14 protein-coding genes are annotated in these 13,000 nt (G+C 65.8%); 7 read left to right on the top strand and 7 right to left on the bottom strand.

Translation table 11 applies throughout. The features are described from left to right. Positions 1-7: 7 nt before the first annotated feature. The 3 genes from ACP156_RS01405 (at position 8) to ACP156_RS01395 (ending at position 2,272) form a co-directional block, all read left to right on the top strand. A complete protein-coding gene (locus tag ACP156_RS01405; RefSeq protein ID WP_425049494.1) occupies positions 8-403 on the top strand; it encodes a (R)-mandelonitrile lyase in 396 nt (131 codons plus the stop codon). A 214-nt stretch (positions 404-617) separates the two neighbouring features. After that, on the top strand, positions 618-962 hold the full coding sequence (locus ACP156_RS01400; protein WP_425049493.1) for a PRC-barrel domain-containing protein: 345 nt from the start codon (positions 618-620) through the stop codon (positions 960-962). Positions 963-1,039: 77 nt separating this feature from the next. Continuing rightward, on the top strand, positions 1,040-2,272 hold the full coding sequence (locus ACP156_RS01395; RefSeq protein WP_425049492.1) for a mandelate racemase/muconate lactonizing enzyme family protein: 1,233 nt from the start codon (positions 1,040-1,042) through the stop codon (positions 2,270-2,272). A gap of 204 nt (positions 2,273-2,476) precedes the next feature. On the opposite strand, the gene ACP156_RS01390 is transcribed toward ACP156_RS01395, so the two are convergent. The 3 genes from ACP156_RS01390 to ACP156_RS01380 form a co-directional block, all read right to left on the bottom strand. After that, the gene (locus tag ACP156_RS01390; RefSeq protein WP_425049491.1) at positions 2,477-2,866 is read right to left on the bottom strand and encodes a phage holin family protein; all 390 of its coding nucleotides are present in this window, start codon (positions 2,864-2,866) and stop codon (positions 2,477-2,479) included. A 77-nt stretch (positions 2,867-2,943) separates the two neighbouring features. After that, positions 2,944-3,606, bottom strand: a complete 663-nt coding sequence (locus ACP156_RS01385; protein WP_425049490.1) for an SOS response-associated peptidase — start codon at positions 3,604-3,606, stop codon at positions 2,944-2,946. Between the two features lie 9 nt (positions 3,607-3,615). After that, positions 3,616-4,566, bottom strand: a complete 951-nt coding sequence (locus tag ACP156_RS01380) for a LysR substrate-binding domain-containing protein (protein WP_425049489.1) — start codon at positions 4,564-4,566, stop codon at positions 3,616-3,618. A gap of 121 nt (positions 4,567-4,687) precedes the next feature. Between ACP156_RS01380 and ACP156_RS01375 the strand changes: the two genes are divergently transcribed. Beyond that, positions 4,688-4,981, top strand: a complete 294-nt coding sequence (locus tag ACP156_RS01375) for a DUF4242 domain-containing protein (RefSeq protein ID WP_425049488.1) — start codon at positions 4,688-4,690, stop codon at positions 4,979-4,981. On the opposite strand, the gene ACP156_RS01370 is transcribed toward ACP156_RS01375, so the two are convergent. Further along, positions 4,978-5,439, bottom strand: coding sequence for a GFA family protein (locus tag ACP156_RS01370; protein ID WP_425049487.1), 462 nt, complete (start codon positions 5,437-5,439; stop codon positions 4,978-4,980). The two genes, ACP156_RS01375 and ACP156_RS01370, sit on opposite strands and share 4 nt — an antisense overlap. Before the next feature lie 145 nt (positions 5,440-5,584). Then, on the bottom strand, positions 5,585-7,147 hold the full coding sequence (locus ACP156_RS01365; protein WP_425049486.1) for a bifunctional metallophosphatase/5'-nucleotidase: 1,563 nt from the start codon (positions 7,145-7,147) through the stop codon (positions 5,585-5,587). Between the two features lie 149 nt (positions 7,148-7,296). On the opposite strand from ACP156_RS01365, the gene ACP156_RS01360 reads away from it, so the two are divergent. Continuing rightward, the gene (locus ACP156_RS01360) at positions 7,297-8,022 is read left to right on the top strand and encodes a hypothetical protein (RefSeq protein WP_425049485.1); all 726 of its coding nucleotides are present in this window, start codon (positions 7,297-7,299) and stop codon (positions 8,020-8,022) included. Here the strand turns inward: ACP156_RS01360 and ACP156_RS01355 are convergent. Beyond that, positions 8,019-9,557, bottom strand: a complete 1,539-nt coding sequence (locus ACP156_RS01355; RefSeq protein ID WP_425049484.1) for a cryptochrome/photolyase family protein — start codon at positions 9,555-9,557, stop codon at positions 8,019-8,021. The genes ACP156_RS01360 and ACP156_RS01355 overlap by 4 nt on opposite strands. Further along, a complete protein-coding gene (locus ACP156_RS01350) occupies positions 9,551-10,216 on the bottom strand; it encodes an SDR family NAD(P)-dependent oxidoreductase (RefSeq protein WP_425049483.1) in 666 nt (221 codons plus the stop codon). Before ACP156_RS01350 ends, ACP156_RS01355 begins: the two co-directional genes overlap by 7 nt. A gap of 70 nt (positions 10,217-10,286) precedes the next feature. Here ACP156_RS01350 and ACP156_RS01345 point away from each other — a divergent pair, with 70 nt between their 5' ends. Both ACP156_RS01345 and ACP156_RS01340 read left to right on the top strand, forming a co-directional pair. Then, positions 10,287-11,048: a hypothetical protein gene (locus tag ACP156_RS01345; protein WP_425049482.1), complete on the top strand. Its 762-nt coding sequence runs from the start codon at positions 10,287-10,289 to the stop codon at positions 11,046-11,048. 327 nt (positions 11,049-11,375) lie between these two features. After that, positions 11,376-12,950, top strand: a complete 1,575-nt coding sequence (locus ACP156_RS01340; RefSeq protein WP_425049481.1) for a 2-isopropylmalate synthase — start codon at positions 11,376-11,378, stop codon at positions 12,948-12,950. Positions 12,951-13,000: the final 50 nt, after the last annotated feature.

Here is a 13,000-nt window from a genome sequence, read left to right as displayed (position 1 = left end):
GCATTCCATGAAGATCATCCGAGCTGGCAGCACGCCCTCCGCCCCCGGTCCCGCAGACTATTTCACCGGCACCGTGCGGATCGACCCCATGTTCCAGGCCGAGGCCCCGGGCCGCACCAGCGGCGCCCATGTCACCTTCGAGCCCGGCGCCCGCACCGCGTGGCATACCCACCCGGCGGGACAGACCATCATAATCACCTTCGGCCGCGGCCGGGTTCAGCGCGACGGCGGCCCGATCGAAGAGGTCACGGCGGGCGACGTGGTCTTCTTCCCCGCTGGTGAGAAACACTGGCACGGCGCCTCACCCGAGAACGCCATGTCTCATATCGCGATCCAGGAGAGCATAGACGGCACACCTGTAACCTGGCTGGAGAAGGTCTCTGACGCGGACTACACCGGCTGAAGTCAACCGCGCTGCCGCCCAATGCGGCGGCGGCGCGGTGTTGGCTGCAACGCCGAGTTCCGTCGTTCCGGGAATGAACCCTGAGCGTTGATGTGCGGCGCGACGCCACCCCATGCGCCAACTTCCGCCGTACACCGCGCTGCGGCTGTCGTCCCCGGAACCGCGCCACCCCGCCATCCGTTGACTCCCCGGATATGTGAGAGGAGGCAATCCGATGACCAACACAGCAATCATCTCGTCCGACCGCGTCAACGGCACCAATGTCTATGCCCGCGACGGAGAGAAGATCGGGCACATCGACCACCTGATGATCGACAAGGCTTCGGGCCGGGTACCCTATGCCGTGATGCACTTCGGCGGGTTCCTTGGGCTCGGTGAAGAGGAATTCCCGGTGCCATGGGAGAAGCTGACCTACGACACCGCGAAAGACGGCTACGTCACCGACATCACACGCGAGCAGGTGGAAGGCTCGCCGCGCTCTGACGACACGTGGTACGGCAACCGCGAGTACGAGCAGCGGCTGCACGACCACTATGTCGTCAATCCCTACTGGGTCTGATCCGGCGATCCGGTAGACCCGGCGGGCCAGAGATGTTTACCTCCCCCCGACGCCAGACCAGCCGCCGGGGGGAGGCCATGAAGCTTACCGATCTCGACATCATCGTCACCGCCCCGCCCGCGCCGGGCTGGGGTGGGCAGTACTGGATTCTCGTGAAGCTGACGACGGACGACGGGATCGTCGGATGGGGCGAATGCTATGCCGCCTCGGTCGGACCCGATGCGATGCGCGCGGTGATCACGGACGTCTTCACCCGGCATATGGAGGGCGAAAGCCCCGAGAATGTCGAATGGATGTTCCGCAAGGCGTTCTCCGCCGGGTTCACCCAGCGCCCCGATCTGACCGTGATGGGCGCGTTCTCGGGGTTGGAAATCGCGTGTTGGGACATTCTCGGCAAGGCGCGCGACCGGCCTGTCTGGGCGCTGTTGGGCGGCATGGTGAATGACCGCATCCGCGCCTATTCCTACCTCTACCCCCTGCCCGGCCATCCGCTGCCCGAGTTCTGGGTCAGCCCCGACATGGCCGCCGAAAGCGCGGTTGATCTCGTGTCGCGCGGCTATACGGCGGTCAAGTTCGACCCCGCCGGCCCCTACACCGTGCGCGGCGGGCATCAGCCCGCGCTGACCGACATCGAAACATCCGTGGCCTTCTGCAAGGCCATCCGCGACGCCGTCGGCACCCGCGCCGACCTGCTGTTCGGCACCCACGGCCAGTTCAACACCGCAGGCGCCGTCCGCATGGCGAAGGCCATCGAGCCCTATGACCCGCTGTGGTTCGAGGAACCGATCCCGCCTGATAACCCGCTGGAATTCGCCGAGGTCGCCCGCGCCACCTCTATTCCCGTCGCCACCGGCGAGCGCCTGACCACGCGCGCCGAGTTCGCCACGCTTCTGCGCACCGGCGGCGCGGCGATCCTGCAACCGGCGCTTGGCCGCGCGGGCGGCATCTGGGAGACGCGCAAGCTGGCCGCGATGGCCGAAGGCTTCAACGTCCAGATCGCGCCGCACCTATACGCCGGTCCGGTGGAATGGGCCGCCAACCTGCATCTTGCCGCGTCGATCCCCAACCTGCTGCTGGCCGAGACGATCGAGACACCGTTCCACGACGACCTGATCGGCGGTGCGATCCGCGTCGACGACGGCTATGTCCCCGCGCCGCAGGGTCCGGGGCTGGGCATCGAGGTCAACGAGACGCTCGCCCGCGCCCATCCCTACACCGGCACCGCGCTGCACCTTCAGATGCAGGAGGCACCCTGCGATTACCGGCATGGAAACCGGTTTGCCGGAGGGGCGCCGCGAGACGAAGAGTGACATCTGGATCACGCGCAATTTGGAAACAATGCCGCAATCTCGCCGCATTCTGTGGATAACTTAAGGGTGTAAAGCGCCAGTTGTCGCGCATGTGCATAAGAGTGTGAGTAGGCCCTTTTTTCCTCCCTGACTGGACAGGCCGCGCAATGCGCGGCCTCCTTTTTACCAGTCAGGTCAGCGGCATAGGGCAGAAGCCGCCGCAGGTCAGCCCTGCCGCCTGTTGTCGCGCAACTGCTTGAACACGTAGATCGGCAGCAAGACGTTCGCCAGTAGGCTTCCGATCCACACCAGCAGCGTCGCCGCCAGCCAGTCCGACAGGCCCGCGATCTGCATCCCGCCGACCACGAGTTCGGTGATCTTCAACCCGACGAAGATGGTGATCAGCGACACGCTGCCCATTAGCTGCGGCATGCTGGTCAGCGAGATCTTGGTGATCAGCGGACCCAGCAGCGTCTGAACGACCGTGAACAGCAGAACCGCGACGATGAACGCCGTCGCGCCAAGGGTGAACCCCTCCAGCAGCGAGGCGGCAATCAGAAGGCCGATACCATTGGCCACGACATAGGCCACGGCGGACCACATAAGCTTGATCATCCCGAGGGTCTCCATCCATTGCGCGTCGGGACCACCTTACACCGGCAAGGCCCTCCGGCAATGACCGTTAAGGTCGGTCAGTCGATCGGCTCGATCAGGTCCGGCCCCTTCGCCCGGTTCGAGTTCACCTTGCGGTCGACCCGGTGGAACTCGAACCCATCCGCAGGCGCCTGTTTCATCAGGACCGCCGCGCCCTTGCCTTCCTCGCCCAGCCACAGGCCCCAATCGTCGGGCCTGACGGTGACCGGCATACGGTGGTGGATCTCGGTCATTGGGCCGGACGCCTCGGTCGTGACGATGGCGCAGGTGGTGAAGGCCTCGCCGTCCCGTTCCCAATCCTGCCAAACACCCGCGAAAACCAGCGGCGAGCCGTCTTCGCGGGTGATGTACCACGGCAGGCGGTTGTCCTCGTCATCCTTGGTCCATTCGTAGAACCCGCTGGCCGGGATCAGGCAGCGCCGTTCCCGGCAGGCGGCGCGGAAGGCGGGTTTCTCGGCCACCGTCTCGGCCCGCGCGTTGATCAGCAGCGGGCCGTCGTTCGGTTTCTTGTACCAGTGCGGGATGAAGCCCCAGCGCATCGGGCCAAGGTGGCGCACACCGTCGCCGCTGACGACGGTGAAAATGCTGTTGGTCGGGCAGACGTTGTAATTCGGCACGTCGGGCAGGTCGTTCGCCGGGGTGGCGTCGAACATCTGGACCATCGCGTCCGGCGGCAGGGTGATTGCGAAACGTCCGCACATGCCCTGAACCTAGTGCGCCGCGCCGCCCGCTTCCAGCCAGCTTTCGATCCGCTCGCGATGCGCCGCCGCGCGGTCGACCAGCCAGTCGCGAAACGCGCGTTGCACCCGGCCAAGCCGCCGCCCCTCGGGCCAGACCAGCCAATAGGAATAGGCAGTCTCTGCCACCCGCCCCGGTCCGAAGGGCGCGACCAGCCGCCCGTCGAGATGCGCGTCGAAAGACTCGATCAGCGCACTCAGCACCAGCCCAAGCCCGGATTGCGCCAGCGTCAGGCTGGAGGTCGAATGCGTGACCATCCGGTGCGTCGCAACCGGGCCATGCACGATCCCATACCGCGCGCACCAGCCGGGCCAGTCCAGCCAACCCGGATCGCTGGTCTCGATCGGGACATGGCTGAGAGGCACGCGTTCAAGGCTCGTGCAGCTGGGGTCCAACGCGTAGCGCCGCGCGAAGTCCGGCGTGCAGACCGGGGTCAGCAGGCTGGGGAACAGCCGCTCGCCAATGAGCCCCGGTCCCGGCGCGCCAACATGGCGGATCGCGAAATCGAACGAGCCGGCGGCAAGGTCGACCATACGGCGCGAGCTATCCAGCCGCAGGTCCACCGCCCCCGCGTAAGAGAAGAACCCGGCCAGTTCGCGCGGAAACCAGCCCTCGGCCATCGACAGGGTCATCGAGACCGCCAGCCGGTTGCTTTCGCCCCGCGCCGACAGGGTGTCCAGCACCGTTCCGATCTCACCGAAAGCCGCCGTCAGCTGTGCGGCGATCGCCTTGGTTTCCGCCTCCGGCACCGCGCCACCCGGCGCGCGGTCGAACAAGGCGCGGCCAAGATAGCCCTCCAACGTGCGCACCTGCTGCCCCACGGCGGCCGGGGTGACGTTCAGCTCTTCCGCCGCAGCCCGGAACGAGCCGGTGCGCAACACCGCCTCCAGCGCCCGCAGGCCGTTCAGGTGGACCGTCCGCATCGCCGCAGCCCCGCGAAAGATTTTCTTTAGCCTCGCCAAGAAACAATGGCGTGATGCCCAACTTCCGTAGGGTCATACTGCCAACACGACAAGCAATTCTTTTCCCGACAGGAGACGGACCATGCAGAAGTTCATGATAGAACGGAAAATTCCCGGCATCGGCCGCATGAAGGATTCCGAGATCGGCGCAGCCGCCGGTGCGTCGAACAAGGCGCTGGCGCAACTTGCTCCTGACGTTCAGTGGCAGCACAGCTATATCGCGGGCGACAAAAGCTTCTGCGTCTACCTCGCGACCGACGAGGCCGCCATCCGCAAGCATGCCGAGATCAGCGGCTTCCCGGCCGACGTGATCACGCGGATCAACAAGGTCATCGATCCGACCACAGAAAACCAGTCGGAAGCCGTACCCGCCTAGCCTTCCAACGCCGCCGCGCGCCGTTCCAGCGCCCATTCGGGCCAGTATTGGCTGCGGCGGTAGAACTCTGGCATCGCCGGAATGCCTTCGGGCAACTGCACCCACGGCAGCTTGCTGTCGGTGAAGATATGGATGTCCGGCGGCACGGCGCCGGGCTCCTCCAGCGTTCCGACCCGTACGAACAGGAAACGCGGTCCCGCCCCGGAGTAGACGCTCCACAGCGCCACCTGACAGGTCGGGCAGCGATAGATCACCTGCCCGTTGCCGCTTTCGCTGGGCACGGTGACCGGTACAGGCGCGCCCGTTGCGACCGCGACCCGGTCCGCCTCGATCAGCGCGTTCAGCACGAAGGCCGACCCGGTTTCGCGCTGGCACCAGCGGCAATGACAACAGTGGACGAAAAGCGGCCTGTCGGTCAGGCGAAAGCGGACCTCGCCGCAGGTGCATTTGCCGTTCATTGTCCCCTCCCTGACCTGTCAGACGAACCCTAGGGCCAGCGACCGCCTTGCCGCAAAGGATTTGCGCCCGGCAACGAAAAGGGGCCGCAGCATCCGCCACGGCCCCGATCTATTCACGTCCCGGCGCAGACGCGCCGGACCGCCGTTACTCGGCCATCGTGATCCGGCCGTCGGTGTAGGGCGTGTAGGGCGCGTTCTCGATCAGGTACTCCGCCGTCACGTCGGCAAGGTCCGGACCGAAGTCATAGGCGTTGTCGGCATCCACGAACATCGAGTAGCCATCGCCGCCATTGCGCACGAAGTTGTTGGACACGACGCCATAAGTCTTCGCGGGATCAAGCGGCTCGCCGCCGATCATCACATCGGACACACGGCTGCCCACTTCGGCAGACGGATCGACGGTGAAGGTCATGCCCGCGACCTGCGGGAAGCGGCCGCCGCCATCCTCGATCTGGCTCACGCCGTTCTCAAGCGCCGCCAGAAGGACTTCGCCGGTCACCTGGAAGGTGGACAGGGTGTTCTGGAACGGCAGCACCGTCAGAACCTCGCCCATGGTGACCTCGCCCGCGTCGATCGAGGCACGCAGACCGCCGCCGTTGCCGATGGCGACGTCGATACCCTGGTCTTTCACGCGGTCCAGCATGGCGTCGGCGACGAGGTTGCCCATCTGGCACTCCATCGCGCGACAATTGTCACGACTGCCGTCAATCGCTTCAGAGGTTTCCGCCACGACCTTGTTGCGGATCTCGTCCAGCGGCGCGGCCAGTTCAGAGATCCGGCCCTTGGTGAGCTCGTCCTCGGTGACGGAAGCGTCCAGCAGGATCGGTTCGCCCACCGCTTCCACGATGTTGCCGTCGTCGTCGAAGGTGACGTTCAACTCGCCAAGAAACTTGCCGTAGGCATAGGCCTGCACGATGGCGGTGTTGCCGACCATCACCGGGTACGGACCCTTCGCGCCTTCGATGGTGTTCGACAGCAGGCTGTTGTCATGACCGCCGACGATGATGTCGACGTCCGGGTTCGCCTCGGCCACCGCGATGTCGACGTTCAGGCCCGAGTGCGACAGGACGACGATCTTGTTGACGCCCTCTGCCTTCATCTTCTCCACCTCGGCCGCGACCGCATCCGCGGGGGGCGTAAAGATGATGTTCTTGCCGGGGCTCGCCAGTTCCGGCGTGTCGAGCGGGGTCAGGCCGATCATGCCGATCTTCTCGCCGTCCTTCTCGATGATCACCGATTTCTGGATCGCGTCGGTCAGGATCGGCTCGCCGGAGATGTCGGCGTTCGACATCAGGATCGGGAATTCCACCGCCTCGGTGAAGCCCTTCAGAACCTCGGGGCCATCGTCGAACTCGTGGTTGCCGACGGTCATGCCGTCGTATCCCATCTTGTTCATCATCTCGGCCGCGGCCGCGCCCTTGTAGTAAGTGTAGAACAGCGTGCCCTGAAACTGGTCGCCGCCATCCACCAGCAGATAGTTGCCGGCCCGCTCTTTCGCCTCTTCGACGGCGGTGACAAGGCGCGCCGAGCCGCCAAAGCACTCGCCGGCGTCGTTATCCTCGGCGCCGCAGGTCGAGTCGTATTTCGAGATCGGCTCGAAACGTGCGTGGAAATCGTTCGTGTGCAGAATCGTGATCTTGTACTCGGCGGACGCCATTCCGGCGGACAGGCCGAGGACCGCGGTGGCGGTCAGGAAACGAGCGAACATGTAAGGTCTCCCAGTTGGTTTATCGTGACAGACTGACCGCGTAACGCGACGGAGTCAAAAGCCTTTCCCGGCTTCCCTAGCGCTCGGCGGTAACGGCATCGCGACAGTGCCGCTTTGCGCGGCACCTGCCCCACCCTATATCACCCGGCATGGGTATCCTGCGGTTCTTCGGCCTGTGCCTGCGGGCGGTCATCATGGCGGCGCTGGTCGGCGGAGCGCTGGCCTTCGCAGCCGTGCCCAGCCCGTACCGCGCCTTCACACCAGAGCTTTATGATCTGACCGAAGCCGCGCCCAACGTCTACATCGACGACCCTGCCGCCGCCCCGCGCGTGCTAAAGATGATCGCGGCGGCAGAGGACAACGTGGCCGCGTTCTTCGGTGAGTTGCAGACCGATCCGGTCTGGGTCCTGTGTACCACCACGGACTGCGAGGACCGCATGGGGATGCGCGCCAACGGGATGACCTATGGCTTCCACCTGATCCTGATGGGACCGCGCGGCGTCAACGAGATGATCCTGACCCACGAACGGGTTCACGCCGAATTGCACCGCTACATGTCGATCACCGACGTGCTGGGCCCGAAGTTCCCGGCGTGGTTCGACGAGGGGCTGGCGACCTACCTGTCCGGCGACGACCGGCCATGGATGCCCGCCGACGCGCGAGAATCCGACTGGATCCTCGAAGCGAAGGACTTCTTTTCGTGGGTACGTCTGCGCGAAGGCCGCGACTGGCGCGACAGCTATGGCGCCGCCGCGCGGCTGGTGGCCGAGATCGAACAGGTCGCGGGGCGCGACGGACTGCGCGACCTGATCCGGCGTGTCGGCGAAAACGGCGAGGACTTCGACGCGGTCTATGCCGAGGTGATGGGCCGCTAGACCCGCTCGCCCTTCGACAGGCGGCCGAGAAAACCCTCGGCCTCGGTCAGCACGGTCTTGCGGTGATCCTCGTCCATTCGGTCCCACGTCCGGTACATGTTGCCCATCCGGTGATTGCCCTCGAACCGGTCGCGGTGGCGGTCCAGGAACTGCCAGTACAGCAGGTTGAACGGACAGGCGTCCGGCCCGGTCCGGTCCTTCACCTTGTAGCGGCAGCTTTTGCAGTAGTCCGACATCCGGTCGATGTAGCTGCCCGACGACACGTAGGGCTTGGACCCCAGAAGCCCGCCATCGGCGAACTGGCTCATCCCCACGGTATTCGGCGCCTCGACCCATTCATAGGCGTCGGCGTAAACCTCGAGATACCACTCGTGAACCTCGTGCGGGTTCACCCCGGCGAGCAGCGCGAAATTGCCGGTGATCATCAGGCGCTGAATGTGGTGGGCATAGGCCTCGTCCCGCGTCTGGGCGACGGCGTGGGCGACGCAGGCCATGTCGGTCTCGGCGGACCAGTAGAAGTCGGGCAGCTTCCGCTGATGGTTCAGGGCATTGCGGCGGGGATAATCCTCGCCCTCGAGGAAGTAGATCCCCCGCACATATTCCCGCCAGCCGATGATCTGGCGGATGAACCCCTCGGCCGCGTTGATCGGCACATCGCCCGCCTTCCACGCGTCCTCGGCGGCGCGGCAGACCTCCATCGGGTCCAGCAGCCCGGCGTTGAGGTAGACCGAGATCACGGCGTGATACAGGAACTTCTCGTCCCGAAGCATCGCGTCCTGAAAGTCGCCGAACCGGGGCAGCGCGTGCTTGACGAAATGCGCCAGCGCCCGCCGCGCCTGCCCCCTGTCCGTGGCAAACCAGAACGGCCGCAGAGCCCCGAAATTCCGATTAAATTTCGCGTCCACAAGATCGAGGGCGTCTTCGACGGTCTCATCCGGCGTGAACTGCATCGGGGCCGAGTCGATCCCGTCGGGCGGCGGCTTGCGGTTCTCTTTGTCGAAGTTCCACGCACCGCCGGCGGGCTTGTCGCCTTCCATCAGCAAACCGGTCTTGCGGCGCATCTCGCGATAGAAATACTCCATCCGCAGCGCCTTGCGCCCCTCGGCCCACTGCTCGAACTCGGCGTGGGTGCAGATGAACCGCCGGTCCTCGAACCGCCGCACTTTCACCGGCGTGGCAGAGGCGAAGTCTTCCAGCACCCGGATCAGCCGCCATTCGCCGGGCTGGGTGTACAGCACCTCGTCCGCCCCGGTCTCGTCCAGCCGCCGCATCAACTCGGCGTCGATGGACCCGGCGTTGTCCGCATCGTCGAGCGTGGTGTAGGCGACCGTCCAGCCGTCCTTGCGCAACTCCTCGGCAAACTTGCGCATCGCGGCGAACAGGAAGGCGATCTTCTTCGGGTGATGCGCGACATAGGACGCTTCCGCCATGACCTCGGCCATCACGACGGTATCGGCGTCGCGGTCGGCTTTCTGCAAGGCCGTCAGATCGGGCGACAACTGGTCGCCCAGCACAAGCACAAGACGGCTCACCACGGGATCTCCTTGCCCGCGTAATCGTAAAATCCGCCCGTCTGCGAAGCCGACAGCCCCGTCAGCACGTCCAGCAGATTGCCCGCCGCCTCTGCCGGTGGCGTGGCTTTCTCCGGTGACACGAAATCGGCGGTGAAGGGCGTGGCGACCGTGCCGGGATGCAGCGCGACGCAGACTGCCTGCTTGTGGGTCCGCGCCAGTTCGATCGCCGCCGTATGGACGATCTGGTTCGCCGCCGCCTTCGCCGCGCGATAGCCGTACCAGCCGCCCAGCCCGTTGTCCCCGATCGACCCCACCCGCGCCGACAAAACGCCCAACGTGGCGGGCGTCTCTTTCGGCATCAGACGCGGCGCGTGCTTGAGGATCAGCGCCGGCCCCAGCGCATTGACCGCGAACTGCGCCGCCAGATACGCCGCGTCGATCTGTTTCAGCGCCTTCTCCGGCGCGCGGCCGCCGGACTGCAACGCCCCCGTGGCCACGACGATCAGATCGAAGGTGCCCTCAAGCGCCCCAAGATGCAGGTCGACGCTGCCGGGATCAGTGATGTCCAGCCCGTCGCCGCTGCGCGACAGGCCCGTCACCTCGAACCCGCGCGCCTCTGCCCCGGACAAGAGGGCGCCGCCGATGCCTCCCGACGATCCGATCACCAATGCGCGTGCCATGAACCCTCCCGCTTGACCGGGCGTGACCTAGCGCCAAGCTGGAGAAAGACGAGTCGCCCGGGAGACCCCCATGCGCCTGATCGCCCTCGCCCTGCTGGCCTCTGCGCTGCCCACCGCCGCGCTGGAGCTGAAGCTGTCCGGCTTTTACCACCTGAACCGCCCCGCCAGCCTTGAATACGACCCCGCCTTCTGCGGCCTGTGGATCGCCAACGAAGGGCCGGAGATGATCCTTGTCACGCTGGACGGCATCGAACTGCGGCGCTGGAAAAGCGACCTTTACCGCATCAAGGCGGTTGCGCTGGAAGGCAACCACGTCGTCGTCAGCGACGGATCGGGCAGCTACCAGCGGCTGACCAAGGAAGGCACGGCGCTGGGCGCGCCGTTCCGGCTGGGCGACGTTCGCGCCTCGACCGAAGGGATGGTGGTGCTGCCCGACGGGTCGCTTGTGCTGGTCGAAGACGACCCGGCGCGGATCATCTGGACCGACATGGAAGGCAACGTGACCCGCGAACTGGCGGGCGAGACCTTCGACCCGCCGCTGACCGAACCGCAGGGCATCGCCCGCGATCCGCGCACCGGGCACCTGCTGGTGGTGGACGACTGGGAGGGGACGAATTCGCTGTACGAACTCGACCCCGAGGGGCGGCTGCTGGGAACGACCCCGCTGATCGCCTATGGCCGCGACCCCGAGGGCATCGCGATCCGCGCCGGGGCGAACCTGGTGTTCATGGCCTTCGACGGCGGCGCGCGCATCGCGGCGTTCGACTACGTGCCGACCATGGGCGTGGGGGACGAGGTGCCGCGCCCCGGCGCGGATTGCATGATTTCCTGAACATGATCTCCTGGACGGGGCGAAGAATGGAGATGTGCAAGGGGGCTCTGCCCCCGCCGCTGCGCGGCTCCCCCCGAGGTATTTTGGAAGAGAAGAAGGGGCTGGCGGCGGGGGCGAATTTTCGCTTTCGCATTCTTTGGTGGCCGTGCTATGTCCCTCGGCATGATGACCCGGCAGCATATCGCACGTCCGACCGCGCTTCGCGCGGCGCTGCCGCTTGCCGGTCTCCTGCTCCTTAGCCGCCTCTGAGCGTGCCCTTTCGGCGCGACCGCTCAGAGGAGGAGACGCCCGCGCCAAAGGCTTAAGGACAACAGACGGAATTCAGACATGACCCAGACCGACCCCAACCGCGTGTTGATTTTCGACACCACGCTGCGTGACGGCGAGCAATCTCCCGGCGCGACCATGACCCACGAAGAAAAGCTGGAGATCGCCCAGCTGCTCGACGAAATGGGTGTGGACATCATCGAGGCGGGATTCCCGATTGCCTCGGAAGGCGATTTCGCCGCGGTGTCCGAGATCGCCAAGCAGGCGCAGACCGCCACGATCTGCGGGCTGGCGCGCGCCAACTTCAAGGACATCGACCGCTGCTGGGAGGCCGTGAAACACGCGCGCTCGCCCCGCATCCACACCTTCATCGGCACCTCGCCGCTGCACCGCGCCATCCCGAACCTGACGATGGACGAGATGGCCGACCGCATCCACGACACGGTCACCCACGCGCGCAACCTGTGCGACAACGTGCAGTGGTCGCCGATGGACGCGACGCGGACCGAGTGGGATTACCTCAAGCGCGTGGTCGAGATCGCCATCAAGGCGGGCGCGACGACGATCAACATCCCCGACACCGTGGGCTACACCGCGCCGGTCGAAAGTGCCGACCTGATCCGCCGCCTGATCGCCGAGGTGCCGGGCGCCGATGACGTGATCTTCGCGACGCACTGTCACAACGACCTCGGGATGGCGACGGCGAACTCGCTGGCCGCCGTCGCGGGCGGCGCGCGGCAGATCGAGTGTACGATCAACGGGCTGGGCGAACGCGCCGGCAACACCGCGCTGGAAGAGGTGGTGATGGCGCTGAAGGTGCGCCACGACATCATGCCGTGGTCCACCGGGGTCGACACGACGAAGATCATGAACATCTCGCGCCGGGTCGCCACCGTGTCGGGCTTCGCGGTCCAGTACAACAAGGCGATCGTCGGCAAGAACGCCTTCGCGCATGAAAGCGGCATCCACCAGGACGGCATGCTGAAGAATGCCGAAACCTTCGAGATCATGCGCCCCGCCGATGTCGGCCTGACCGAGACGAACATCGTCATGGGCAAGCACTCGGGCCGCGCCGCGCTGCGGTCCAAGCTGAAGAACCTGGGCTATGAACTGGCGGACAACCAGCTGAACGACATGTTCGTCCGCTTCAAGGCGCTGGCCGACCGCAAGAAAGAGGTCTTCGACGAGGATCTCGTGGCGCTGATGCGCGACACCGCCGTCGAGGTGGGCAACGAGCGTATCCAGGTGAAGTTCCTGCGGGTGATTTGCGGCACCGAGGCGCCGCAATCGGCTGACCTGACGCTGACAATCGACGGCAAGGACGAACAGGTCACCGCCACCGGCGACGGCCCGGTCGACGCCACCTTCAACGCGGTGAAGAAGCTGTTCCCGCACGAGGCGGTGCTGCAACTGTACCAGATCAACGCCGTGACCGAGGGCACCGACGCGCAGGCCACCGTGCATGTGCGGCTGGAGCAGGACGGGCGCATCGCCACCGGCCAGTCCAGCGACACGGACACCGTGGTCGCCTCGGCCAAGGCGTATGTCACGGCGCTGAACCGTTTGCTGGTGCGGCTGGGCAAGACCGCGCCCGATGCCGATGTGAAGGGCATCAGCTACAAGGACGTGGGCTGACGGCGCAGGACGGCGTCGGCTGACATCGAACGGGGCTTCCGGACATACCG

Origin of the sequence: Psychromarinibacter sp. S121 (genome assembly GCF_049801035.1) — a bacterium.
Taxonomy (GTDB): Bacteria; Pseudomonadota; Alphaproteobacteria; order Rhodobacterales; family Rhodobacteraceae; genus Psychromarinibacter.
This window is presented reverse-complemented; position numbering and strand designations above follow the sequence as displayed.